Here is a 26,157-nt window from a genome sequence, read left to right on the forward strand (position 1 = left end):
ATATCAAATGATAAGTTTAATTTCTAACTTCGGTAGACTATCCTGTACAATGGCTATTACTTCTTATTTATTCGTTCATTTTCTCTTATTTCCAGAACTTCTTCGTCTTCACGTAATTCCTCTCCGCAATCAGGATATCCCTGTAAAATGCCTCTTCATCCACTCTCATCTTTTCAATCACCCTTGATGCGTTTTCAGGCCCAACTCCCCTGCTCGCAAGTGCAATAACAGCTTTTTTCCACTGCGAGTTCACAATGCTGGCGTTCCGGTAGCTCTGTATACGTTTCTTTTCTTCGGGAGAGACTTTGACCTTTTTTGCCTGTTTTATGACAAGCTTGATTTCCTCTTCTTCCCAGGGTTTGAGGGCTGCAATCATCTTGTATTTAGAGTAGCAAACGGATTCAAATCATAAATAAACAAAAAAGAAAATTGAATTGGGGAATAAAGACATCTGATTATTGTAGACGGAGGGCGAAAAATGGTATACATTATAAAGTGATTATGTCAGATGTCTTTGCTATATAATATTTAGGAGCGATTATATAAGTGCTATTATCTACTGCTATTTAACATGCATTTATTTCAGTACTCATATTTTTACATTCAATCGTGCACCAGCACAAATTATATCCTATTTTTCATTCCCAGAACTTCTTCGTCTTCACATAATTCCTCTCTGCAACCAGAATATCCCTGTAAAATGCCTCTTCGTCCACCCTCATCTTTTCAATAACCCTTGACGCCGTTTCAGGCCCAACCCCTCTGCTCGCAAGCGCAATAACCGCCTTTTTTCCCTGCGAGTGTACTATGCTTGCGTTTCTGTAAACTCTCTGTATACGTTTCTTTTCTTCGGGGGTAACCTTGACCTTTTTTGCCTGTTTTTTGACAAGGTTGATTTCCTCTTCTTCCCAGGGTTTGAGAGCTGCAATCATCCTGGATTCGCAGACCGGGCAGACGATTTCTTCAGGGACGTTCTTGACCTGCCGGCGGGAAGTCCATTTCTTGCAGTTCGTACAGAATAAAATAATTCTGTCGTTCATAATGCGTTCCTTAAGTGCAAGCACGATTGAACGGTCGGCTTTCTCCGGTGCGACCAGGTCTTTTTTCATGGCAAAACCGGCTGAACCTATCGGGGTTGGCAGGGAAACTTCAACTGAAATCTCGCCGGCTGCAAGTTTTTTAAGGACTTCTTTTGTCCTCGGGACGTCAAGCAGGTCGTGGAAGATTTCGCGGATTACCTCGTCGTACATTGAAGAGCCCTGGTAGATTTCCAGCAGCTTTTTCATGCTGATCCGGTCGTAGTCAATGTCCCGGGAAAGGGCTCCGAATTTTCTGGCAACGTGTACCATTTTCCATTTCATCAGCGTTGTATTTTTCAGGGTCATTTCTATAATCGGCTCAACGTGTTCAGGGCGGAGGGAGAGAAGCATGTCTCGGATCTGGAAAGAGCCTACCCGGCGCGGAAGGGTCAGCTTTATCCTGTAGGGGTCGACTTCCTGGGCAACACTGCTCCCAAAGCGGGCTGAAAGAAGCGAGGTCAGGACTCTAGCAAGGGTGCCGTTTGTGTTATGGCCGAAACAGGCATTCAGAGTCACAGCATCTCCTTCGTCTTCGATCACAATCGTCTCTGCATCAGGAAGTGGGAAGCCTCCTTCTACGTGTTCGCGTACCAGGCGGATTAATTCGAGCACAGCATTTCTTGTTACCGGATATTTTGCCTGAAGCTGTTCGGCAATAGCGTCATCATCAAGTTCTGCGCGGATAAAAGCTGCAATTTCCGCCCTTAGTTTTCCTACATCCTGAGCGACCTCAAAAGGCACAGGAATTTCTTCGCCGGTCCAGCTCGGAACCTCACCCGTGCCTTCCACGGGCTCGACTTTGATCCTATCCTTCCCCTGCTCGCGGTCAGGCATCTCAACGACCCGCCACATATAGCCTTTTGTTATGAAAATGGCACCCGGCTCTGCAAAATTAACAACAAAAGCTTCGTCCAGCACGCCGACTGATTTTCCGCTTACAATATCGTAGATTTCGTACTTTTTTTCGTCCGGAATCATGGAAAGGTTTTCGTAATAGTATTCCCGACTTTTCCTACGCCTCTTGACAATGTTTGAACCTTTTTCATGCCATATCAGTTTGTAGTCCCCTATCTGGTCCACAACCCTTTGCAGTTCTTCAAGCTGCAGATCCCGGAATGGGTATGTCCGTTGAAGAATTCTTAGGATTTTATCAATTTCAATCTCCCCGAAATCCATAACCATGCCTGCAATCTGATTTGCCACGACATCCAGGGATTTTATATGCGGAGAAACCTCTTCCACCCTGCCTTCCAGTGCAGCTTTCGTAATTGCCATACTTTCTGCAGTATCATCGACTTCCATAGAAACAATAGTGCCGCGTGAAACAGAATGCAGCTTATGCCCTGCTCTTCCGACTCTCTGGAGCAGCCTTGAAACCTGGCGTGGAGACCCGTACTGGACCACCCGGTCGACGTTTCCTATATCGATTCCAAGTTCCATTGACGAGGTACAGATAAGGCCTTTCAGGGCTCCGGATTTGAAGGCTTCCTCAGCCTCCACACGAGCTTCAAAAGAAAGCGAGCCATGGTGTACCCCTATGGATGTACCGAGTTTCCGAAAACCGGCAGCTAGAGCTTCGGCACTCTGCCGCGTATTTACAAAAATAAGAGTCGACTGGCTATCTTCGACAATTTTCCGGATGCAGAGCAGATGAGAGGCAAATTCAGGCTCGCAGCCAACTGCTTTTGCAATTTTCAGGACTTCTTTTTCCCGTATTTTTCCCTTTTCTGAAACCTGAGGGTTGACCACATCGAACTCAAGCAGTTTCAACAGGGCTACCTCAATTACAGTGAAATCCCTTCCATTGCCTGCCAGGAACTTTGAAATTTCCCAGGGGTTCCCGACTGTCGCAGAAAGCCCGATTCTCTGGAACTCTCCTGAAATTTCTACAAGCCTCTCAAGCCCAACAGCCAACTGAGTTCCACGTTTTGAACCTGCAAGTTCATGGATTTCATCTATCACGACATGAGTCACGGTTTCGAGGTTCTGGCGCAGGCGGGAGCCGGTAAACATTGCCTGCAAGGTCTCAGGAGTAGTGATCAGTACATCAGGTGGATTTTTTGACTGGCGCTGTCTTTCACTTTGCGGAGTATCCCCATGCCGAACCTGAACTTTGATGTCGAGCAACTGCCCGAGGATTTCAATACGAGAAAGCATATCCCTGTTAAGTGCTCTCAATGGAGTTATATAAAGGGCAGAAATTCCCTTTCTGGCTTCCGGCTTTTTTTTCAAGATATTGTCAAAAACCGGCAACACAGCTGATTCGGTCTTGCCTGAACCCGTCGGAGCTATCAAAAGAGTATGCTTTCCATCCATTATGTGAGGAAATGACCTTTCCTGAGGTTCTGTGGGTTTTGTAAAGCCAAGAGTTTTGATGGCTTCCTGAATCTTTGGGTGAAAAGTGTTAAAGATGTTGTGAAACGACATGTTTTTGTAATCAGTTTTTGGTTAAATCATTCAATTGTTGTGTTAGTTGGCATCAGTATAAATGTTTCTATGAAAGCAATGTTTCTATTCAAGCATGGAAATAAAGTGAGTGAGGCAAATAGAAAAGCGAGGAGAAGAATGCAAGAAAAATGTAAGGAATTATATTGGCATTAAAATATATAAATTAATTTATGCTAAAAATATAAGATTAAAAGTTAGACAGAGCTGAAGGTGAGATTACATAATTTATTTTCAAGGTACGTAATCTATATAAAGGTTTGAATACAAAAACATATTTAATAAACTTAATTAAGGAATCAAATGTCAGGGAAAAAATATTTAATTATAGTTGCAGTCATATGCCTTTTGTTAGTAGGGATTGTTATTATAAACCCATCTATGCATCATAACTCTCCTACTGGCAAAGAAGAAAACAACTCTCTTATTGGCGAAGAAAACAATAATGAAGAAGAAAACAATAATGAAGAAGAAAACAATAATGGAGAAGAAAACAATAGTGTGAGCGATAATTCTAATTCGTTTTTCATAAATAATTGGGGTAATGCAAATCATGAAGTCAATGTAGAACTACTTGACTCAAAAAATACCTCTGTATTTAGCGAATCATATACCTCAGTTCCTGGAGAAACTATAAAAGACCAATTTCCAGTTACACCAGTATCTGAAGGAGAAATTGTAGTTACATTAGATAATAATATCATCAGGACCCAAACTATTTCAGAGGATTTAATAGGCTTGGTACTATACATCGACATAGATATGACAACCAGTAATCCATTGGACCTAAGCGTTGTTTATCCATGAAATAAATGATGCACTATTCACCGCCGGGGTTGGGAAAAGCATTCCTATAATTATGCATAAAATCTGGAATTATTTATCCTGAGAAGTTAGCAGATACCTCAACTTTGGTGGCACTATCTTTGAATACATTTTCCGATTTTTCCACTTCATCCAGACCATTTACGGGCAGCTCAAATATGAAAGATGAACCTTTTCCCTGAACACTTGTAAACCATACTCTGCCCTTATGCAAATCAACAAACTGTTTTACCAGAGCAAGCCCAAGGCCGGTACCTCCGTACTGCCGGTTCATACCCGAATCAATCTGTTTAAAAGGCTCAAAAAGGTATTTCTGGTCTTCAGAGGATATACCTATTCCCGTATCTGTGACCGAAAATATAGCTCTGTTTCCGATTTTTTTACAGTAGACAGATACTTTGCCTCCTTCTGGAGTGAACTTGACAGCGTTACTTATGAGGTTATAAAGGATCTGTATAAGGCGGCTTCTGTCTGCCTGAATTCCAATATCCAGCTCCAGATTAAAGTCCATTTCAAGAGATTTAACCTGAGAAAGAGGCAAGATAGTGGATTTTACCTCATCGAAAACCGATCCAATAGAGAACTCACTGTAGTTAAGTTCCATTTTTCCGGCTTCTACTTTTGAGAGGTCAAGGATATCGTTTATAAGTCCAAGGAGATGTTTTCCGCTGACAGGATGTTATTAACATATTTCAGCTGCTTTCCGTTGAGATCCCCAAAAACTTTTTCGAGCAGAATATCCGAAAAACCAATAATGGAGTTGAGAGGCGTCCTCAGCTCGTGACTCATATTGGTAAGAAACTCACTCTTTGTGCGGTTGGCAGCTTCAGCTTCCAGTTTTGCTCGGAGGAGATTCTCTTCGGTTCTTTTACGCTCAGATAGGTCAATGAAACATTCAACAAAATAATCTTTGTCCTCTATGGTTACCGGAACCACACTCTTAAGGATCGAAATGATTTCCTTTTGAGCATTGATAATCATTTTTTCTGACTTATCCACATTTAGTCCGAGATCACTGATAGGACATTTTCCGACCTCTGCAGGACAGATAAATTGGCGACATATATTTCCGACAATCTCTTCTTTTGATCTTCCAATCGTTTTAATTGCAATAGGGTTTACATCAACTATTTTGTGGCCGGAAGCTTCGATTAATAATATTCCGCAAAGGCTTTTTTCCAGTAAAGCACTCAATATCTCTCTTTCTTTTTGCACCAAACGTTCCGATACTTTACGTAAAGTTATGTCCCGGACGATTATCAAAAGAGTTTTTCTTTGGTCACGTATGGCTAAGGAACTAACCTCTACATCGAGGATACTATTATCTGACTGTCTGACTGTCTGACCTTTTGATCTTCGCCTCAAAAAACGCCGATCTGTTCTCCAGAGTTACATTCAATGCGTTCTGGAAGCCGGGAAGAGATTCTTCAGTAAATAGAGAAATGAGGGAAATTTTTTCAAGATGAACCATATCATATCCGAGAAGTTTACAGCCTTTAGGGTTAACTTCCAGAATACGCTCCCTTTTGTTATGAAAATTGCATCATTGGATTACTCAAATAGAACCCTATATATTTCGTCTTTAGCCATTAGATTGATATGACAACGTCGGTAAAATGGAGGAAATAGAAATTAAAGAATAAGTTAAGCACCAAACTAAAAGAATATTAGGAAAATTTAGAAATGTTTTGAAAAATTCTTATATAGGATATAATCTCCAGATTATGCGTCCAGATACTCAGGAAATGTTATGACTTTTTAGAACGTCTTAATTAGAACCAAAACACACACTACTTTAAACACCAGGTCGAATGTTTTCACTACTTCCCATTAAAACATGAACTTTATTTGATCTTTTTTAAGGTCTGTTACCCTTTTTCAGTCTTGATAGGGCATGACCTGGCTTCATGAGATTCTTCACTGATCTTAATTTTGTTCCAGCCAGCAGATAGACTTCAGCCGAATCAAGTTCTATGCTGCCCGAGTAAAATGCTGTTCAGACTTTTCAGGAATAAGCTCCTCAGGAATAAAAAAGAAGGGGATTTTCTCCCCGACTGGCCCGTCCGTTTAGCAGGACAAACTCGGACCTGCAGAACAAAATTAAGTACGAAATCAATCAGTCTTCCCTTTTCATCTGTGGGAAAAGGATTACTTCTTTGATAGAGTCCAGGCCCGCTAGAATCATGGTAAGCCTGTCGATTCCAAGTCCCATGCCGCCTGTAGGGGGCATTCCGTATCCGAGGGCATTTACGAAATCGTAATCAATGGTCTGGGCTTCAAGGTCTCCTAACTTTCTTTTCTTGTCCTGTTCTTCGAACCTTTTTTGCTGTTCAATAGGATCGTTCAGTTCGGAATAACCATTTGCCAATTCCCAGCCATTTAAGAAGAGCTCGAATCTCTCGACAAAGCCTTCTTTTGACCTGTGATTTTTGGCAAGAGGGGAGTTTTCCACAGGGAAATCATAAATGAAAGTCGGATTTATCAGCTTGTCCTCTACCAGGCCTTCAAAGAGCAAGGCAAGGAACTCTCCGTAAGTTTTTGCTTTTTCGTAGTCCTCGATTCTGTTTTCGATTGCGATTTGTTTCAATTCTTCAAGCGAGTGTGCAAAAACATCAAGTCCAGCATATTCTTTTAAGGCATCTTCCATGGAAATTCTTTTCCAGGGGGTATGAAGATTAAGTGTGTTTTCGCCAATTTTAACTTCATAGCTGCCAGTCAGCTTGAACACAAGTTCCGAAATTAGGCCTTCGGTTAAATCCATCATGTCATTGTAATCCCTGTAAGCTTCATAGACTTCGATCATGGTGAACTCAGGGTTATGAGTTGTGTCGATATCTTCATTCCTGAAATTCTTGGAGATCTCAAAGACCTTCTCGTAACCGCCAACAACAAGCCTCTTAAGATAAAGTTCAGGAGCAATTCTAAGGAAGAGTTTCTGACCGAGACAGTTATGGAAAGTCGTGAAAGGCCTTGCATTTGCGCCTCCGTACACATTCTGGAGTATTGGAGTTTCAAATTCCAGAAATTCCCTGTCAGAAAGGTATCGTCTGATCTCAGAGATGAGTTTGCTCCTCATGACGAAAATCTCTCTCTTATCAGCATTGACTATAAGGTCAAGATACCTTTTTCTGTACCTGGTTTCAACGTCTTTTAAGCCGTGGAATTTTTCGGGAAGGGCACAGAGAGATTTTGAGAGAAGGGAGAATTCGGACACGCTGATAGAGTTCTCACCCCGTTTTGTCCTGAAAAGTGTGCCCTGAACACCTACGATATCTCCTGAATCTACCAGGGTTTTAAAAGTCTTGAAATCCTCATCAGGAAGATTTCCTTTCCTTAAAGTAACCTGAATTCTGCCCCCCTGGTCTCCAAGATCGGCAAATATCATTTTTCCAAGCCTGCGAATATTGTAAAGCCTTCCTGCGGTTCTAACCGTTAGCCCTTCATTCTTTTCAAAGTCCTCGAACTTTTTCTGGATATCACAGATATCCCCATTCTTTTCAAATTTATAGGGGTACGGATTAAGTCCCTGGCTTTTGATGCCGTTTAGTTTTGCAAGTTTAGAATCATCAAAGACCCTGCTATCTGAAATATCATTATTGTCAGATTCATTGTCAGACGGTACAAGGCTATCTGACATTTTTTCATTGTTAATTTCCATGCTCATCGAATCAGTACATCCTCTTCAGGTGAATACGAATAAACCGCTTAGTAATCGATTAGTGATCAATCAGTAAACCGATAATAAATTATTAAGTCGATCAGTAATCATATATAAGTCAGTAAGTAAGTTAACCATGAACAAATCAATAATAAATCAATATCAACGAATCAGCCATTAATAAATCAACCCGAGTGCCCACAGGAGAAAAGAATCTTGGAAGGTCTCACGGAGATTTGTGAATTTTTAGATATGTAAGTTACTAGACAATGAATTTTTTATTCATATTTCTATGGCTGAAAGCTGCAAGTCTGAATGCCAGGAATAATGAATGTCTATTAGCCTGAGTCATGACATTTAATTTTTTCCATACATCCATGCATATTATATAAACATTGAGAACACAAGTACATATATTAATAAATTATTAGTGAAATCAGCATTATTTTATGAGAAAAATAAGTATCAAATTAGTTGCAAAATTTTCATAGTACTATTGCAAATGTATCCTATGTCTATTAATTCATAGACTTCGGATTTTCCACTACACTAAAAGTAATTTTAAATTTGGTCCCCGGTTTTCGTTTAAGTTCGATTTTCCCACCAAGCTGGTCAACAAGAGTACTTACTAACTGCAGTCCCAGTGATTCAAGATTGCCTAATTCTAAATTATCAGGAATTCCTTTTCCATTATCTGAAACTATCAGGATGAAAAGAGATTTACTTATCTCGTCATTGGTTCCTTTCCTGCAAAGCTTAATTCGAATTTCCCCATCTTGGTCTTCAGTAAACGCATGTTTGAGGGAATTGGAGACTAGCTCATTAACAATTATTCCTAACGGGACAGCAGTATCCATATTAAAGAATGCATTTTCTTCGAGATCTGTGAATAAGCCGAGATTTTTACTATAAAGTCTGTAAGTCTGGAAAAGGTTCTCAGCCAATTTTTTAAGGTATTCAGAAAAATTCACGGTGTCGGTTCCCTCTCCTTTATATAGTTCTTCGTGGATGAGAGCCATAGATATAACTCGATTCTGGCTTTCCCTAAAAGCCTCAATAACATTGAGATTATCGAACTTCTCAGCCTGAAGATCAAGAAGAGAAGAGATAACCTGCAGATTATTTTTGATCCTGTGGTGAATTTCTTTCTTACGGGCAGTCTCGAGATTTGACAGAGCTTCCTCTGCCTTTTTTTTCTCGGTGATATCGAGAACAAAGGCTAATCCTTCATAAGGCACATTGAAGGTAGATACTCCAATAATGACAGGTACGCGCGAGCCATCTTTGCGGATGTACTCCTTCTCATAAAGAGTACTCACACCTTTTGATTTGAGTTCAGCAATAGCTCGTTCATCCAGGGAAAAGTATTCCGGTGGAGTCATCTTATCCCATTTAATTTGCCCAGTCTGCAAGTCCTCGCGAGTGTAACCGACAATCTTCAGGAACTTATCGTTAGAATCTGTTATCGAACCGTTCAAAGTGTAGAAACACACACCGATCATATCTGATTCGTAAAATCGACGTAGACGCTTTTCGCTCTCACGCAATGCTTCTTCCGCCTTGACACGCTCAGTAATGTCCCTTACAATAGCTGAGATAGCTACAAGCTTTCCAGATGCGTCAAAAACCGGAGAAAGAGTTATTGAAGCATTTATTAAGGTACCATCCTTTTTCAACTGCAGAGTTTTGTAATGTCGGATCTTTTCTTTTTGTTTAATTTTTTCAATTAACTGTTTTATTTCCCCTTTGAGATTATCCGGTTCAAGGATTGAGACATTTTTCCCCAGAATTTCTTCAGCTGAATATTCATAAATCTGCTCTGCACCCTTATTCCAGCTTGTAATAATACATTCAAGAGACTCAGTTATAATAGCATCGTCCGATGATTCCATTGCATTCAACAATGTCTGAATTTTCTCTTCAGCTTTTTTACTTTCAGTAATGTCCTGAACTATTCCTTTTATTTTAGTGGGGGTGTTTTCACTATTATACACGAATTCGGATTTTAGATGGACTATACGTTCTTCCCCATTTGCTAAGACAATCCTGTAATCGATAACAAAAAGATCTTTCTTTGCAGCTTTTTTAAGGGCATTACGGTAGTAGTCTCGGTCATCGGGATGTATACAACCTAAATATTCATAGTAAGAAGGTGCTGACTCTTGAGGATCACGTCCGAAAATACGATACATTTCCTCAGACCAGTAGGCTTTATCAGTTTCAATATCCCACTCCCAGTTTCCAATATGAGCCATTTTCTGAGCTTCAGCAAGACCTGTCTCACTCTCTTTTAATGAATTGTAAGCCTTCTCAAGCTCGGCTGTTCGCTCTTTAACTTTTTCTTCTAGACATTTATGTGTTTTTTTTAGAGTCTCTTCAACTTTTTTGCGCTCTGTAATATCGCGGACAATTCCTCCACTGAAGAGTGGCTTTCCATTCCAATCTTTATTCACCATAAATCTATCAGAGAACCAGCGATATCTGCCGTCCTTGTGTTTAAACCGGTACTCCAGAGTTCCAGAAACAGTATCGCATGCCTGAGCCAGTCCCGAAGTAACTATGGGACGATCATCGGGATGAATACAACCAAGAGCCTCACTCTCGTTCATTGAACTTATTTCCTGGGCAGAGAAGCCAGTAATCTTCTCTACCACCGGGCTTATGTAATCATATCTATCGGTCTGAAGGTTTCGTCTGTAAGCTACATCGAGTGAGTTCTCAAGGACCGAACGGAACTGCTCTTCACTCTCCTTTAATGCGCCCAGAAGGTCTTCACGTTCCGCCAGCGACTGGGCCAGCTTAAGATTGCTGTAGCCTAACTGTGAAATAACGTTAGCAAAAGTTATAAAGAAGGCCATGCCTGTATTCACTGCTTCCCTGCTCAACCGTGGAACTTTTTCAAGCGCAGCTATGTATTCTTCCTCATTAAAGCCATATTTTCTGGCCTGGGAGCGGAAAAGCTCATAGTCCAGAGGTTCATCTTCAAAAAAGAACTGACCTGAGAAAATATTGGCAACGTGCTGACCGCCAACTATAACGGGAGTCGCTATGTCCCACATGTTGTTTTTGCATTTATAGAGCTTGAACTCTCCTGGAGAAATGCCTGCAGACAGCTCTATGTCACTCTCTACGCAGTGCTTACAGGTTTCGGGGTGAACTCTGTGGAATCGCGTGCAGATATCCTGCCATCCTACGCCTACCAGAACATTGCCTTTTAGATCGTCCAGGCTCATGGGTATCTGAGTAATCTTGTAGAAGTTGTCCATCATAGACTGGATCGCCTGAACGTCAACGATATCAGTGATTTCCAGTTTATCCACCTCCCGAGCAGGTGAAAGAATATCTTCTATAGTCACGAGGCTAAATAATGCAACTGCTCAAGTGAGATACAATGAGATTTTTGTTGCAACAATTACAGGCGTGACTATAACTTCTACCTGATGTGCTGCTCACTCTGGCCCAACACTTTCTCAGTCTGCTTGCATTCAGTTGTATTTTTCCGCCTGGAGTTTTCGATCCTTTCCCATTTTCCTTCCCTTTTGACCAAAGAAACCTGATGGTTCAAAACTAAGTTGATAGTATCTGCTGCGCTGCACATACTAAGAAAATATAAGCACTGAATGAGTATCTGTCATTTGTCAGTAGATAGAGAAGCTAATATTAATATTTTCAAAACTCCTCGATTCTATGAGTTTTCACTTACTCTATAAATAATACAAATATCCAAAATAGTTATATGCGTTAAATTTTAAAAAGATTTGGATATTATGGTAATGTTAATACTGCACAGAATAATAAATGTGGGAATAATTTTTCCATGCCTTCCACGCCTTCCGTGGTGATAAATTAAGTTCAAATATTCACGTTTGGGATTATAGACTCAGTATCAAAATCCAGTGATGAACATAAAATAAAAAATCACTAGATTTTATAATTGGTCCCAATCTTGAAATACAATTTTGGGATTGAAGTCTTTAGATGTCGAATATTGATGTTGATGAAAACTGGATTCTTCTTGCGGATTCAGATTTTCAATCAAGAAATACAAAAATCACTAGATTTTGGAACAGGGTCGGATTATAGTTAAAGCTAAATTCTTTGTCTACATGCCAAATCATCTTATGTAGAGCCTTTTGAATTCATATTATACTGAGCCTTTTGAATTCCTGCATCTTCGATTCCTATTCTTGTTTCTAACTCTTGTATGCTTCAGCTTCCGAATATTCCTGAGAAGTCCGAGCCTTGTTCCATCAAGTAAATACACTTCCGAAGCCTCAAGTTTAATTCCACCGGAGTAAAAAACCGGGCCCAGCAACTCCTCCTGAGTGGATTCGTTAAAAGGAACGCCTCCACAGAGCTCATTAAAAGCTGGCATTACGAAGAGTTCAGGATCTGCCCACTGTGCAAGATTCTCAAAATTGAGGTTTCCGAAATGAGCTTTCAGGATTTCCAGATTGAACTTTGTCTTGATCCAGGCAGGTTCAACTACTGAGTAACCAAACGAATCTGTAAAACGAAAAGTGGGATGATTATGGGCGGTGACTACATAAGATGCAGCCAGCAGTTCAGGGTCAGGCCAGGTATGCCCATGGAAATATCCCACTCCGTCAATAACCACACCACGCGCGGAATGAACCCTGATATCTTTTTGCCTGTTGAAAAGAAGTTCAATTCCTCCATCATGGTTTCCGGGAATAATATCAACGTGTGCATATTCTGCAAGGGTTTCGAGGAAGCGAGGAATTTCGTCTTTCTCCTGCCAGGAGACCTTAGGAACATTATGTTTCACGTCCCCAAGAAGTACTACTCTATCAGGGGAATTTGCCCGGATATACCCAAGAAGCTTTTCCAGCCGCCCTTTCATCTGGCTGGGTAAATTTATCCCACTCCTGTACAGATCCCATTCGATCCCAAGGTGGATATCGGCAACTACCAGTGAGGTTTCGGTGTTCCTGATGATGAGGGCAGGTTCTTCAATAAGAGGTGTGATTTCGGGTGGCATAGTCGATAAAAGGTTGTTTTTCAGGATTTGAAAAAATTATTCTTTCTGAAAAGAAAACTATTCTTGGAAATAAAGTATGACTTTTCAGACCCGTAGCAATATGTAGTTTACGATATTTAAATGATCGGGACTGAACCGTATGTAATAGGTAGAGGGAAATATCATGATACAAAACGCGATTCTTGTAAAAATCCGAAAACTGAGAAGAACTAGAAGACAGTAGAGAGAAGAACAAAGAATACGATCAATCAAAGCCTTACGTCGTGGTCCCGTCCTTTCCTGCAACCTAAGGCTTACTAGCACTCCAAATAAGAGAAATAGCAGTATTACAACTCTCTGAACCAGACGAGCTGCACAAGATACCAAATTGTTTGCTGTCAGTTAGAACGCAATTTTGTATTCCAAAAATATATATATGCTGCCATTTATATACATAGAATTGAATAATATAGTTTTTATCCATTGAAACAGGGGGAAATTTCAGATGGGGGTAAAGGAAAATGGGAGCAACAACACCGGCTGATCAGGCAGCCAAACCAAAGACTCTTTTTACCAATGTTCACGTCTTCGACGGCGTGCACGAGAAGCGCATCGAGAATGCCTACGTGCTGGTTGAAGGTAATCTAATCAAGCAGATCTCGGCCCAGAAGATCACCGCTGACGGCGCGATGGTGATCGACGGCGGGGGGCGCACGCTGATGCCCGGGCTCATCGATGCCCACTGGCATACCATGTTCTGTTTTTGGCCTATCAGCAAAATACTTAGTTCCGATTTCGGCCTTCTCAGCATAGCGGCCGCCAAATCGGCTGGAGAAACCCTTCTGCGCGGCTTCACAACGGTGAGGGATGCCGGTGCCAATGTTTTCTCAATAAAGAAGGCCACTGATGAGGGTTTGATCGACGGCCCTCGAGTTTATCCTGCCGGCGCATATATCAGCCAGACCTCCGGTCACGGCGATTTCCGTGGCCCTAATGACGTGCCTGAGAATCCAGGCACTCCGCTCGACTACATGCAGCGAGTCGGGAACGTGTTGATCGCAGATGGGGTGCCAGAGGTGATTAAGCGCACCCGGGAGGTGCTTCGCATGGGTGCCAGCCAGATCAAGGCCATGGCAGGCGGCGGTGTGACTTCACTTTATGATCCACTCGATGTCACAGAATACACATTCGAGGAGATGAAGGCGATCTGCAATGTTACCAGGACCTGGAACACCTATGTCATGATCCACGCCAATACCGACGCGGCCATCCGGCAGTGGATTGAAGCCGGTGCTCTGTCCGTCGAGCACGGTTTCTTCATTGAGGAGGAAACAGCGAAACTAATGGCAGAAAAGTGCGTGTGGTGGAGTATGCAGCCGATGTCTGTTGGTGACGAAGACGCTTTTAAATTCGAGAATCCTATTAGCACGGCCAAGTATGCGCAGTGTGTTGCCGGCCTGGAGAAAGTCATCGCGCTCACCAAAAAGTACCAGGTTAAAACCGCCTTCGGAACCGACATGCTTTTCGATCCTGAGCTCGCCGCAAAACAGGGCAAATTCCTGGCTAAGATGAAGAAGTGGTACACACCCTATGAAGCTCTGAAAATGGCCACCCACGATAATGCCCAGCTGCTCAAACTTTGCGGTCCGCGCGACCCCTACCCCGCCGAGCTTGGAGTGGTGAAGGGAGGCGCTTATGCTGACCTGCTGCTGGTTGATGGAAATCCGCTGGAAAGTCTCGACCTAGTGGCCGATCAGAACAACTTCAAGATCATCATGAAGGACGGGAAGATCTACAAAAACACGCTCTGACCTGTGGCTTCATCGTGGGCGGTGGCTACTTCCTGTTTCGGCAGGTATCGCAGACAGGCTGCGACAATGCCTCTCCGCTCCCCCCTTCGTTTTGGATCGGACTTTTCGCTTGAGAGAGATTGCAATCAATACTTTGTATCGCAGACGGGATATTCATTTGGGAATAACAAATATGGAGGAGATGGGCAATTCCTCTCTTATCTTTTTATTATTTTCACCTCATCGATTTTTTCACTACATTGGATGATCCGATGGCGTCTCCGACAAATATACCGGCAATGATGGCACCAATGATGATGAACACCCGGAGGCCTGCACTCAGTCCCACGATTGGCCCTTGTTCATTTGCTATGTACAATGCCTGAAGAAAAGCATAGCCTGGTACCAGGATCATGATTACCGGTAGGAGAATGGTGGCAGACGGAATCCGGAATCTGGCAGAAGCTAATTTGGCATAAACCGTGAGAATTACTGCTCCTAGAAAGGTGCCCTGCCAGTAACCGAACACGTTTCCCATCTGCACTCCCCCCCATACCAGCCACCCACCTGCCAGCACTAATCCCAGGTTCTGCGGCATCACTCTGAACAGGAAAGCAAGCCCGATAACCAGCACTGGAATGAATACCCAGGCCCACACCGGAGCTACTCCTGGCAAGGATTCCGGTATGGGCGCAGGGAAAAGACTCCGAGCAACTGAAAGCCCGATAAGTGCACCCAGGAGCAGCTTCAAGGCAACAACCAGAGCATTGGTTAAATGAATGATGCCAGAAAGAGTGTTGCCGTAGATGATTTCCCTCGGAGCGATGGTGAGACCGAAACCAGGAATGAACCAGACGACCGCACATACCGCAACACCGAGTGGAATTATACCTGGATAAAGGACGGCAAGACCACTTGCCAGAACAACAACAGTCGCTGCTGCGAGGATTTCCATGATAATTTCCATTCTGGAATTGTGTGAAGCGAAAAGGGTAACTCCGAAGGATATGAGGCCAAATACCCCACCAAGAAAGACGTTGAGCCATGACATCTCAATGACGACCGCAAAGCCCGCCCCACACAGCACAAACGCCAGCGGATTCATGAGATTGCCATACACAACAGGAGCACGATCAATTTCCTTCAGGCGCTCCAGCCCTTGCACCGGGAGGACCTCCTTGCCTACAACCTGGTCGCTGAGATTTCCTACCTGTGCCAGCTTGGCCAAATTATAGTCGGTATCCCTCGTTATGGCCATGTATATCGTCTGCCGGCTTTCATCGTTCAGCCAGACCGCAATCTCAATAGAATTTGGTGTTGCATTAATCTCCCCGTTTAATCCCAGTGCTTTGATAATACGGGTCAGGGACACATCTGTTTCAAATGAATAACCGCCATATCTCAGGTATGCCCTGGCCATTGCGATGATAAATCGGAACGAATCGTCGAAATGGTGAATTGTATCATCTTGAATCTTCATCTCAATACCTGGTGATATGGCCACCTTTTCATTCACACTTATCCTCTTCCCAATTTTCAAAACAATAAAGGAATCGCGGCCTAGCTTCGGGCTTGAAGCGGATTGGCTGCCTGGAAAAACTGAATGTCTTAGAGGCATGGACAAAGAAGGTAACTGTTATGTAATAATGAGATATTTATAAAAAAGAACATACGAATTATACGTGCTGAAATTAGATAAGGGATTTTTAAATCGAATTTGAGATCATTTACAATGGCATATAATGGCGTCAGGCATGGAGTAGAAGCTTGCTCTTGTTTCGTCTTTCAAGAGAAAGAAAGGTTCAGAAACCTATCACTTAATTTTATGTCTTTAAGTTCCACAATGCCTGTATTTTTGAAAGTGATCCTTGCTGTGGTTTCATCCCAAGATTTATGAGTTCAGGAATAACCTTTTTTTAACAACGCTCAGTGATCATCTTAACTCTTTTTCCGAAAACTTTTCGACCCTTTCCGAGAGCTTTTTATCATTTTCCGCATCTCTATAACTCGCCCTGTACTTCAAAAATCCTGCCATACATGTATCTTTGTTTGTCTTCGAGAAGATAATTTCCACTACCATCTCCGTCACCCTAGCTTTCTGTATCGTCTGGGGCATCACCAAGGACTGTTCTATTCCTGGGAACTATATCATTAAACAGGAGAACGCGATCATATGGCTCTCAATCATGAACAGTAAGCTTCCGTTCTTTCTTACGGACGATGTCGAGACTGCCTTGAAGGTCTCGAATTGCTCGGCATCCTCCTCTTTGCGGTCGGGTATTACCGGGCATTCAGTAAAGAGCTTTCCTCAAAGATAATCTCTAGGATCGACACGTCCTTCATCGGGCTTATCATCACGGAGATCACCAGCAGGTAAAGTCCCGATTCTTTTTAAAAAATCACGGTCTGAATCTGCCGTTCAGAGGAACAGCAATCAACGTTTCTATTTCAAAACCTATATATGCTGCCATTTATATACATAGAATTGAATAATATAGTTTTTATTCATTGAAACGGGGGAAATTTCAGATGGGGGTAAAGGAAAATGGGAGCAACAACGCCGGCTGATCAGGCAGCCAAATCAAAGACTCTTTTTACCAATGTTCACGTCTTCGACGGCGTGCACAAGAAGCGCATCGAGAATGCCTACGTGCTGGTTGAAGGTAATCTAATCAAGCAGATCTCGGCCCAGAAGATCACCGCTGACGGCGCGATGGTGATCGACGGCGGCGGCCGTACGATGACACCCGGCTTTATTGCCGCGCATGAACATCTGATCGGGCAAATGCCGTTCGGAGATATCTTCACCCAAGATACCAGATACTATGCATATGTAGCCACCCAGACAGTGAATACCTACCTTATGAAAGGTTATACGACGGTCCGGGACGTCGCCGGAAATACATACTCACTGAAGAAGGCCATCGACCGGGGTTATGTCGTGGGACCCCGCATCTATCCTTCCGGACCCATGATCTCCCAGACAGCAGGGCATGCAGACCATCGGCATGATTCCGAAGAGTCCCAGCTCATCGACGGACCCTGGGATCCGATGGTGCGTTATGGCGACATGGCGATCGTGGACGGGGTGCCGGAGATGTTGAAGGCCGTCAGGGAAAACCTGCGGCGGGGTGCATCGCAGATCAAGATTGCTGTGGGAGGGGGCACCGGCTCTTACGCCGATCCTCTCGAAGTGGTGGAGTTCACGCCGGAAGAGATCCGGGCCGCCGTCCAGGCCACCGCGGACTTTGGCACTTACGTCTTGGCCCATGTTTACAACAACGATGGAATTCGGCGGGCGATCGACAACGGCGTGAAAAGTATCGAGCATGCCAACCTAGTTGACGAGGAGACGCTCCGCTGTATGAAAGAGAAGAATGTCTGGCTCTCCCCGCAGATCATTGTCTTCACCTTTATTCCCCACGGATACACAGAGGACCAGGCCAACAAGCATCGTCAGGCCTATGCCGGCATCGACAATATGTTCAAAATATGCAAGAAGATCGGCTTTACCAAGATCGTCTTTGGCTCGGACATCATCACCGACCCCGAAACCTTGGAACACATCAACGATGAATTCAAGCATCGCGCCAAGTGGTTCACACCGGCGGAGATCCTTCGCCAAGCGACCGCGAATGGTGCAGAGCTGCTCGCCATGTCGGGTCCCAAGAACCCCTACCCTGGCAAACTCGGTGTGATCGAGGAGGGAGCCTATGCAGATTTATTGCTCATTAACGGCAACCCACTCGAGGATATTTCGGTCCTGACAAAACCGGAAGAGAACCTCGTGCTGATCATGAAGGACGGCAAGATCTACAAGAACACGCTCTATGAAAGAACTCAGAACAATAAATGAGAAGAGGATCAAGATGAAAAGCGTTGGCAAGGAAGGGAAAATCAGAATTGCGCTGGCTGGCCTGTTTGAAGAAGTTAATACCTTTGCAGATGAAACGATGGGAAAGGCGAAGATCACCGGTAACATGACCACCGGCTTTCAGCAGTGGGCAGATCAAGCCCTCATCGATGACTACAAAGGGTCAAAAACCTACATGGGAGGGTTTATTGCTGCGCTCGAAGAGTTTCCTGAAGTGGATATTGTTCCTACGACATTCTGGAGTTTTAGCGCCGGGGGCACTATTGAGGGTAAGGCCTATCAGCAAATGAAGAAGGATATCCTCGATCGTTTGGCGGCATCCATGCCTCTCGATGCGGTCGCGCTGTGTTTGCATGGGGCGGGTGTTGCCGAGGGCATCGATGATGCTGAGACAGATCTGACTGCAGCGATCCGAAAGCAGCTCGGGCCAAGAGTCAAAGTAATCAGCGCTCAGGATCACCACAGCAACCTGAGCGATGACGATGTCCGGCAGTTGGATCTGCTCTCCCTAGTTTACCACTATCCCCATATTGACATGTATGAAACCGCTTATCGGGCCGCCAAACTGCTTCCAGGTATGGTCAAGGGCGACATCAAGCCTTATGGTCATTTCGAGCGCCTGCCATTAATAATGCAGGCCATGTCGACTATGGACGGCAATCTCTATGCGCCGATCAGGAAGAAGGTGGAAGAATTCTCCAAGCGGGATGGCATCTACGAATTCTCGTTTGCTTATGGATTCCCCTTCGCTGATGTGCCCTTCAACTCGCCTGTTGTCAATTGCTGGGCGACAAGTCCCGAACTGGCCGAGAAAACAGCCAAAGAGTTCGCAGCATTGCTCTGGCAATACCGGGACCGGTTCGTAGCGAAACCGCTCTCTACCGAAGAAGCCGTACACCAGGCCCTGACAATGCTGGTTAAGCAGGGGCGGATCCTGCCGACGGAGGTTGGCCGTCCACTGTTGTATGACGAGAGTACGGCGCTGTTGAGCAGTGCGAAGGAAGAACTTGAGCGATCTTCCGGGTTCCTGCCAGACGAAAAGAATCCCGGACCGATCGTGATCGCTGACAAATCAGACAATCCGGGAGCAGGTGCTCCGGGAGATGCCACCCATCTTCTCCGGGAACTTATCAAGAACAACGTGCAACAAGCAGCAGTATGCGCGATCCGGGATCCGGAGACAGTGCAGAAAGCTATAAAAGCTGGCGTGAGAAAGATCATTGACGTCGAACTGGGCGGCAAGGGCAGCAAGCTGGGGGGCGCGCCAATAAGGGGAAAAGCCTACGTCAAATCGATAAGCGATGGGCGTTACACGATCGTTTCTCCCATGGGCACAGGGACGAAGTTCGATGTGGGGCCTGCCGTTGGGCTGCTGATAGAAGGTATAGATGTGGCGGTGATCTCTGGCACAATGCAGGCGTTTGACGCCAACCAGATGAAACTGGTCGGATTTGACCCACAAGACTACCGCATTGTGGTCGTCAAGTCAGCCAATCACTTCCGTGCCTGGTGGACCGGGATTGCCAGCCAGATCATCGACTGCGATGCTCCTGGCATTGGCTCAAATGACCTTAGCACCTTTGCCTTCAAAAGGAAGACACGAAAGGTGTACCCTCTGGATGCGGATGCAGTCTATCCTGAACCTGGCAAGTGATGGAGAAGTAAAGGATACGAAGAAATATGGACAAATATCTGCTATGCCGCTTCTCTCATCCTTTTATTCTTTTCACCACATAGAATGATCCAATGGCGCCTCCAATAAATATACTGGCAAGTATGGCATCAAAAAAGTTTAAGATTCTGTTAAATAATTAAAAGCTACGTATTTTTAACTGAACTGTGCTGGGAGGAAATAACATATCCGAAGAAATAAAAATGAGAACAGCAAAACTTGAAGACATTAAAGAACTGAAACTGTTGATATACGAGACAATTGATGCATGTTATCCCGGCGCTTATTCCTACGAAGCTATTGATTATTTCAAAGAGTACCACAACACAAAGAATATCCTTAACGATATACTCAACGGATATTCCCTGATTCTTACCTGCGGGAGAGACATGATAGGGACAGGAACTCTTCTTGGTTCAAACGCCAGAAGAGTCTTTGTAAAGCCGGCATATCAAAACAAGGGACTTGGAAAGAGAATTATGCACGGGCTTGAAGAAAAGGCCGTGGAAAATGGAGTCAGGATAATGGATCTGGACGCTTCATTTGTAGCATACTCTTTCTATAGGGCTCTTGGCTATGAAACACAGGCTGAAGACTTAATTCCCGTGAAAAATGAGCAAAACTTAAGGTATTACAAAATGGTCAAAAAGCTTGAAGATAAATAAAAATTGTTGTTGACAGAACTCTTTTGACAGAACTCTTATCAGTCAGATTGGTTTTTCAAAACCTCAAGGAAACGATTTGCAGCAGCAAGATAAAGTTCCGGGAAGAAAGAGAAGCCCCGGAAAAAGAATCAAAGATATAATCCGAATTACAGTAAATATTCAAATCTAGATTTTACTTCTCATACTTAAGTATATCATCAATAGTATCCACGTACTCGATGTTGATTCCCACCTCTTTCTCTATGTACTCTTTAGCATCTACGATTTCCGGCTTCTGCTCAATGACATTGAAACCGCCAAGCTGCCGTTCTACATATTTATATATAACAAGCTGGCTGTTTTCCCTCGGAATGAGGAAAAGGGTTTTGCCCCCGGCTTTTGCTGCCTTCGCTTTTTCCAGAACTCCACCTATCTGACCGACATTGCCTTTATCATCAATTGTGCCTGTGAGAGTTATACTATTGTTCAGTTTGGTATTGTTATCAATGGCTGAAATCGTAAGCAGGGTCATGAGAGCTCCTGCGCTGGGACCATCGACTCCCGGAGTTTCATTCGAAGCGGTAATGCTGAAAATAATATCACTGCTTGACATTTGTCTACCGGTTTTGTTTTCAGCAACGAAAACTGCAGTGTTTGCAGCACCCTGGAAGACCACACCCATCAAAGGAGTTGTCTGGACAAGCACACGACCTTTTCCTGGCTGGACCTCAGCTGAAATATTGAGCAAAGCTCCCTTCTCAGAAACATTTCTCTGGATAAAAGGACCCGACCTCTCAAGTTCAACTTTCTGGAAAACTGCAGGCCCCTGAAGGGTAGCAAAACCTTCAACTCCTGTCGGACATGTTTGAGAGCCATTTTCAAGCTCAAATACTTTTTCGCGATAGGATTTTAACTGAAAAGCATAAGACTGAAGCGACTCATTACTCTGATTTATCTGCGTCTTAAGGTTTTCATTTTCCGCTTCAAGGTAATTTAGGCGAGTCTGCATATCCTGGACTTGCCCTTCCTCAAAGGAAGGCTGTTCTTCAAACAGGACAAAGTAAGCGTTTGCAACAAGCGAAATAGCCAGTAAAAAAACAAGAAGTTTGGACTTCATACCACCTACCACTTTTTAACTTGCTTCGTAAATAATTATTTTTCTTTCTGGAAACCATGCAGGAAAACTGCAAGAGACATTTATAACATATAACCACAGAATTTGACGTAAAGACCCAATAGGTGAATATAATTACCAATAAATGAATATGTTGATTACCGAGAAGTGAACTACCCCTGAGCTAAAGACTCAGGGGCTTCCTGGTTCATTCCTTTCTCTTTTGAGAACACGTCCCCAGGCTCTTCCCCGCGTTCCGCAGGTGTCACAATCCAATTAGATTTTGATCTATGAGAGCAAATTTCTTGATATTGATAGCGGCATTTATGTCTCTATCTAACACAGTTTTACAGTCTGGGCAAGTCCATTCTCTATCTTTTAATGCCAAATCTGAATTATGATACCCACAAACATGACATACTTTAGAAGATGGTTCAAATTGCCCAATTCTCAGGATGGTTTTTCCGTACCATTCAGCTTTATACTCTAGTTTTGTTACAAAACTGCTCCATGCAGAATCAATTATAGACTGTGATAAGTGATGATTCTTCTGCATTCCTTTAACATTCAGAGTTTCCAGAGCTATAGCTTGGTTTTCGCTAACAAGTCTAAAAGAGAGTTTGTTCTGGAAATCCTTTCTCTGATTGCTTATATTCTCATGGAGTACAGCAAGCCTCTTTTTGGCTTTTGCTCTGTTCTTTGAACCTTTTTGTTTCCTTGAAACTCTTTTCTGAAGTACTTTAAGTCTCTTGAGGGAGTTTTTAAGATACTTAGGATTCTCTATTTTTTCACCTGTTGAGAGTACCGCAAAGTCTTTAATACCTACATCAATTCCTACGGTTGTTGATTCGTAGAATTCCTGTTTTTCGGGAAGTTCTATTTCATCTTCAACAAGGATACTAATGTAGTAATTCCCTTTGCAAGACCTTGAAACGGTAGCTGTTTTAAGCTCGCCTTCAAACTTCCTATGAAGAACTGCTTTGATTTCCCCAATTTTTGGAAGCTTAACTGTGTTGTTTTCAAAATTCACAGAATAGTGTTGGGGTATAGGAAATGATTGAATTGGATTTTTCTTTGATTTAAACTTAGGAAATCCATTCTTTTCTCTGAAAAATCTGGTGAAAGCAGACTCAACCTGCTTAGTCATTCCCTGCAATGATTGAGAATTGACTTTTCCTAACCATTCATTAGAAGATTTCAAGACAGGAATCTTTTTGTTTAGTCAAATCTGGAAATAGATTTTCCTGTCTGTTCATAAGTTTTAATTTTTTGATCCAACGCCCAATTGTAGACAAATCTACAGCTACCTATATGCTGATTCAATTGAGTAGCTTGTATAGTTGTAGGATAGAGTCTAAATTTGAACACTTTCATCATACAGGGTAGTATATGCTTTAACAATACATATAGTTTTTGGTAAATATAAAGTATGAAACTCGGAATCATAGCAAATTTTTGTTAATGTACCACATTATTTTCGTTTGCAAATACCGAAAAATCATACTTGAACTGATTAGCGAAGAACTCAAACAGATTATGTTTGATATTGCAGAAGAATCAGATTTTGAAATCCTTGAAATGGAAACAGACAAAGATCACATACATTTTCTGATTAAGAGTGTGCCGAAAGTTAGTGTTTTGTCAATTGTCAGAAAATTGAAACAAGAATCTACGAACAGAATATGGAAAACACAAAAAGAGTATCGTGAAAAGTATTATTGGAGTGAAAATACGTTATGGAGTGATGGTTATTTTGCGTCTACAATCGGAAATGTTAGTAAAGAGGCGGCAGAATATTATATACGAAATCAGGGGTGAAGTTGACGCTTATATCCCACGAAGCTAAAGACTTCGGGGTTTTACGCTTTGACCTATAAAATATTGGATACCGAGAAGTAAATATCCTGATACCAATAAAGATATCAATGGATGAATATCCTGGTTACCAAGAAATGAAATTGGCTACCGAGAAGTAAATATATGGATTCAGGAAATCTTCGATCCTAACCCATATGCTTATATTAAAAACTTATATAACTGTATAGACCTAGTTTTAACCTTATTTTTCAGGGATTTCCTTCTCAGCCTCCTCTCCTTTATTCTTCCACATTAACATTACTTTCAGGTTTTTCTCATTTTCCGATTTGGTGATAACTGCTTTTCCATTCATAGTCAGAAGTAAGTTAAAAGTCAGTTCCACCTGACATGGCCTGAATTCAGGAGGAGTTTCCTCTAGATTGTCTACAACTTTTTTAGAAATCTCCTTAATCATAAGCATCGCATTATCAAATGATTCCTTGGATTTCTCTTCCAGGGCTTTCGGAGATACGAGCGCAAATTTTTTTACTGTACCTGGAGCGTGCCCCAGTTCGGCTAAAATACACCCTGCTTTTAAGGCCTCTCTGCCGGAATTCTCAATAACCTTTTCATCAACAGTGACTTTTTCATCAACAGTGACTTTATCCAGAAACTGCTCCCCCCATTAGGTGATATGGTCACGCCTCATAGAAAAAGAGAGTGTGACCCTGAGTAAGAATAGATTAACGCAAGTAAAATTGTATATATATGGATAAATAATTATTGACGTTTTAATGATTTAAGCTAAAGTTCAGACCTTAAATGCCCTATTAACTTTATTCGGTTTCTTTTACATTTGGTCCTTCTTTTGTATCCTGTACGATATATCCCAGGGATTTTATTTTTTCTCTGATAGCATCTGAAACTGTCCAATCTTTCTTTTTTCTGGCAGCTTCACGCTCTTCAACCAGTCTCATCACTTCTGTGGGGATTTCCTTTTTTCCGGATTCGGAAAAGAGGCCCAGGGTATCTGAAAACTGCCTGTAAAGGGAATAGAGCTTCTCAAGGACATGTCGATTTTTTTCGGATTCAAGATACTTGTTAGCTGTACGGGAAAGCTCCTTAAAAACCGTTAAAGCTTTCGGGATGTTGAAATCGTCCTCAAGAGCTTCTCTGAACTGTGTTTCAAGTTCAGGGAGGATTTTAAGAACTTCTTCATCTCCAGGATAATCTGTATTCTCTGCGCTTTCCAGGCTAAATTCAAGGTTCTCAAGCGTTTCTTTAAGCCGTAAATAATTGTTCTTTGCATTTTCGGCAAAAGCATCAGAATAGTCCAATTTTTTACGATAGTGGACTGAGAGAAACATGAAACGCACAACTTCCCCACCGTACTTCCCGACAATCTCGGGCAAGGTGAAGACGTTTCCTTTGGACTTGCTCATCTTCTCTCCTTCTACTATAAGATGTTCTCCGTGAATCCAGTAGCATGCAAACGGTTTTCCTGTTGCTCCTTCCGATTGTGCAATCTCATTTTCGTGGTGAGGAAAAATAAGGTCCACTCCACCTAAATGCATATCCAGAGTGGGCCCAAAGCAGTTCATGGCCATCACTGAGCATTCGATATGCCAGCCAGGACGGATTTTCCCCCATGGGCTTTCATAATAAATTCCCCTTTCAATTTCCTCAGGGGTTGAAGTTTTCAGGAGAGCGAAATCGCGGGGATTATCTTTATCATATTCATCCACGTCCACCGATGCACCAATTATAATGCTATCAAAATCAAGCTTTGAAAGTTTGCCATAATCCGGAAATGACGAAATTCTGTAATAGACCGACCCACCTTTTTCATAAGCCATCCCCTTATCTATTAGCTTTTGCGTAAGTTCAATCATGCTGTCAATATTTTCCGTAGCCCTAGGGTAAGCTGAAGCTCTTTTTATGTTCAGCATATCAAGGCCTTTAAAAAACTCTGCCGTGTATTTATCCGTAAAATCCTTAAGGGACATTCCGGCTGCTTTCGAATCCCGGATAGTTTTGTCATCTATATCAGTAATATTCATTACAAGTTTTACTTTATATCCGAGGTACTCAAGACTTCTCACAATATTATCTGCCATCAGAAAAGTACGATAGTTGCCTATATGCGGCATGTTGTAAACTGTAGGCCCGCAGGCGTAAATCGAAACTTCGCCTTCCTTTAAAGGTTTGAAAACCTCTTTCTTTCGTGTAAGAGTATTGTAAACCTGGAGCATCCGGAACGCCTCTGGAGATCTAAGTA

The 26,157-nt window shown here is 42.8% G+C and carries 19 protein-coding genes and 2 pseudogenes; 7 read left to right on the forward strand and 14 right to left on the reverse strand.

Annotation, left to right across the window (positions count from 1 at the left end):
- Positions 1-85: 85 nt before the first annotated feature.
- Both MSBRW_RS16400 and MSBRW_RS16405 read right to left on the reverse strand, forming a co-directional pair.
- Positions 86-379, reverse strand: a pseudogene (locus MSBRW_RS16400) (DEAD/DEAH box helicase); the annotation flags it as partial.
- Positions 380-638: 259 nt separating this feature from the next.
- Positions 639-3,506, reverse strand: coding sequence for a DEAD/DEAH box helicase (locus MSBRW_RS16405; RefSeq protein ID WP_011306659.1), 2,868 nt, complete (start codon positions 3,504-3,506; stop codon positions 639-641).
- A 321-nt stretch (positions 3,507-3,827) separates the two neighbouring features.
- On the opposite strand from MSBRW_RS16405, the gene MSBRW_RS16410 reads away from it, so the two are divergent.
- Entirely contained in the window at positions 3,828-4,331 is a 504-nt protein-coding gene (locus tag MSBRW_RS16410) for a hypothetical protein (RefSeq protein ID WP_011306658.1), read from the forward strand.
- 73 nt (positions 4,332-4,404) lie between these two features.
- On the opposite strand, the gene MSBRW_RS20480 is transcribed toward MSBRW_RS16410, so the two are convergent.
- The 6 genes from MSBRW_RS20480 to MSBRW_RS16430 all read right to left on the reverse strand — a co-directional run bounded on the left by MSBRW_RS20480 (position 4,405) and on the right by MSBRW_RS16430 (position 13,009).
- Positions 4,405-4,953, reverse strand: coding sequence for a sensor histidine kinase (locus MSBRW_RS20480; RefSeq protein ID WP_052305874.1), 549 nt, complete (start codon positions 4,951-4,953; stop codon positions 4,405-4,407).
- Positions 4,954-4,991: 38 nt separating this feature from the next.
- Complete coding sequence (locus MSBRW_RS20485) at positions 4,992-5,564, reverse strand: histidine kinase dimerization/phospho-acceptor domain-containing protein (protein ID WP_052305873.1); 573 nt, start codon at positions 5,562-5,564, stop codon at positions 4,992-4,994.
- Between the two features lie 106 nt (positions 5,565-5,670).
- The gene (locus MSBRW_RS23085; RefSeq protein ID WP_196298005.1) at positions 5,671-5,820 is read right to left on the reverse strand and encodes a hypothetical protein; all 150 of its coding nucleotides are present in this window, start codon (positions 5,818-5,820) and stop codon (positions 5,671-5,673) included.
- Positions 5,821-6,465: 645 nt separating this feature from the next.
- Positions 6,466-8,013 carry a lysine--tRNA ligase gene (gene lysS, locus MSBRW_RS16420; protein ID WP_011306657.1) on the reverse strand — a complete coding sequence of 516 codons (1,548 nt, stop codon included), beginning with the start codon at positions 8,011-8,013 and terminating at the stop codon, positions 6,466-6,468.
- A 512-nt stretch (positions 8,014-8,525) separates the two neighbouring features.
- On the reverse strand, positions 8,526-11,276 hold the full coding sequence (locus MSBRW_RS16425; protein ID WP_080565422.1) for a PAS domain S-box protein: 2,751 nt from the start codon (positions 11,274-11,276) through the stop codon (positions 8,526-8,528).
- An 875-nt stretch (positions 11,277-12,151) separates the two neighbouring features.
- Entirely contained in the window at positions 12,152-13,009 is an 858-nt protein-coding gene (locus MSBRW_RS16430; protein WP_011306654.1) for a metallophosphoesterase, read from the reverse strand.
- A 500-nt stretch (positions 13,010-13,509) separates the two neighbouring features.
- Here MSBRW_RS16430 and MSBRW_RS16435 point away from each other — a divergent pair, with 500 nt between their 5' ends.
- Positions 13,510-14,799, forward strand: coding sequence for a metal-dependent hydrolase family protein (locus MSBRW_RS16435; RefSeq protein WP_011306653.1), 1,290 nt, complete (start codon positions 13,510-13,512; stop codon positions 14,797-14,799).
- A 214-nt stretch (positions 14,800-15,013) separates the two neighbouring features.
- On the opposite strand, the gene MSBRW_RS16440 is transcribed toward MSBRW_RS16435, so the two are convergent.
- A complete protein-coding gene (locus MSBRW_RS16440; protein ID WP_048102725.1) occupies positions 15,014-16,294 on the reverse strand; it encodes a threonine/serine exporter family protein in 1,281 nt (426 codons plus the stop codon).
- 417 nt (positions 16,295-16,711) lie between these two features.
- Positions 16,712-16,858 carry a hypothetical protein gene (locus MSBRW_RS16445; protein WP_155398345.1) on the reverse strand — a complete coding sequence of 49 codons (147 nt, stop codon included), beginning with the start codon at positions 16,856-16,858 and terminating at the stop codon, positions 16,712-16,714.
- A 168-nt stretch (positions 16,859-17,026) separates the two neighbouring features.
- Here MSBRW_RS16445 and MSBRW_RS23990 point away from each other — a divergent pair, with 168 nt between their 5' ends.
- The 4 genes from MSBRW_RS23990 (at position 17,027) to MSBRW_RS20495 (ending at position 20,989) form a co-directional block, all read left to right on the forward strand.
- Entirely contained in the window at positions 17,027-17,155 is a 129-nt protein-coding gene (locus MSBRW_RS23990) for a hypothetical protein (RefSeq protein WP_268990268.1), read from the forward strand.
- A gap of 168 nt (positions 17,156-17,323) precedes the next feature.
- Positions 17,324-18,634: a metal-dependent hydrolase family protein gene (locus MSBRW_RS16450; RefSeq protein ID WP_011306651.1), complete on the forward strand. Its 1,311-nt coding sequence runs from the start codon at positions 17,324-17,326 to the stop codon at positions 18,632-18,634.
- 13 nt (positions 18,635-18,647) lie between these two features.
- Positions 18,648-20,306 carry a M81 family metallopeptidase gene (locus MSBRW_RS20490; RefSeq protein ID WP_011306650.1) on the forward strand — a complete coding sequence of 553 codons (1,659 nt, stop codon included), beginning with the start codon at positions 18,648-18,650 and terminating at the stop codon, positions 20,304-20,306.
- Between the two features lie 221 nt (positions 20,307-20,527).
- Positions 20,528-20,989 (forward strand): GNAT family N-acetyltransferase, encoded by a 462-nt coding sequence (locus MSBRW_RS20495; RefSeq protein ID WP_052305871.1) that lies wholly within the window; start codon positions 20,528-20,530, stop codon positions 20,987-20,989.
- 172 nt (positions 20,990-21,161) lie between these two features.
- On the opposite strand, the gene MSBRW_RS16465 is transcribed toward MSBRW_RS20495, so the two are convergent.
- Together MSBRW_RS16465 and tnpB are read right to left on the reverse strand one after the other, a co-directional pair.
- Positions 21,162-22,085 (reverse strand): S16 family serine protease, encoded by a 924-nt coding sequence (locus MSBRW_RS16465; protein ID WP_011306648.1) that lies wholly within the window; start codon positions 22,083-22,085, stop codon positions 21,162-21,164.
- Between the two features lie 262 nt (positions 22,086-22,347).
- Positions 22,348-23,459: pseudogene (gene tnpB, locus MSBRW_RS16470) on the reverse strand (IS200/IS605 family element RNA-guided endonuclease TnpB).
- Positions 23,460-23,495: 36 nt separating this feature from the next.
- On the opposite strand from tnpB, the gene tnpA reads away from it, so the two are divergent.
- Entirely contained in the window at positions 23,496-23,900 is a 405-nt protein-coding gene (gene tnpA, locus MSBRW_RS16475) for an IS200/IS605 family transposase (RefSeq protein WP_011306645.1), read from the forward strand.
- Between the two features lie 241 nt (positions 23,901-24,141).
- Here the strand turns inward: tnpA and MSBRW_RS24095 are convergent, their stop codons facing one another.
- Positions 24,142-24,549 carry a CU044_2847 family protein gene (locus MSBRW_RS24095; protein WP_048102723.1) on the reverse strand — a complete coding sequence of 136 codons (408 nt, stop codon included), beginning with the start codon at positions 24,547-24,549 and terminating at the stop codon, positions 24,142-24,144.
- A gap of 166 nt (positions 24,550-24,715) precedes the next feature.
- Positions 24,716-26,131: a cysteine--tRNA ligase gene (gene cysS, locus MSBRW_RS16485; RefSeq protein ID WP_011306643.1), complete on the reverse strand. Its 1,416-nt coding sequence runs from the start codon at positions 26,129-26,131 to the stop codon at positions 24,716-24,718.
- Positions 26,132-26,157 lie beyond the last annotated feature (26 nt).

The organism is Methanosarcina barkeri str. Wiesmoor (genome assembly GCF_000969985.1).
Classification (GTDB): Archaea; Halobacteriota; Methanosarcinia; order Methanosarcinales; family Methanosarcinaceae; genus Methanosarcina; species Methanosarcina barkeri_B.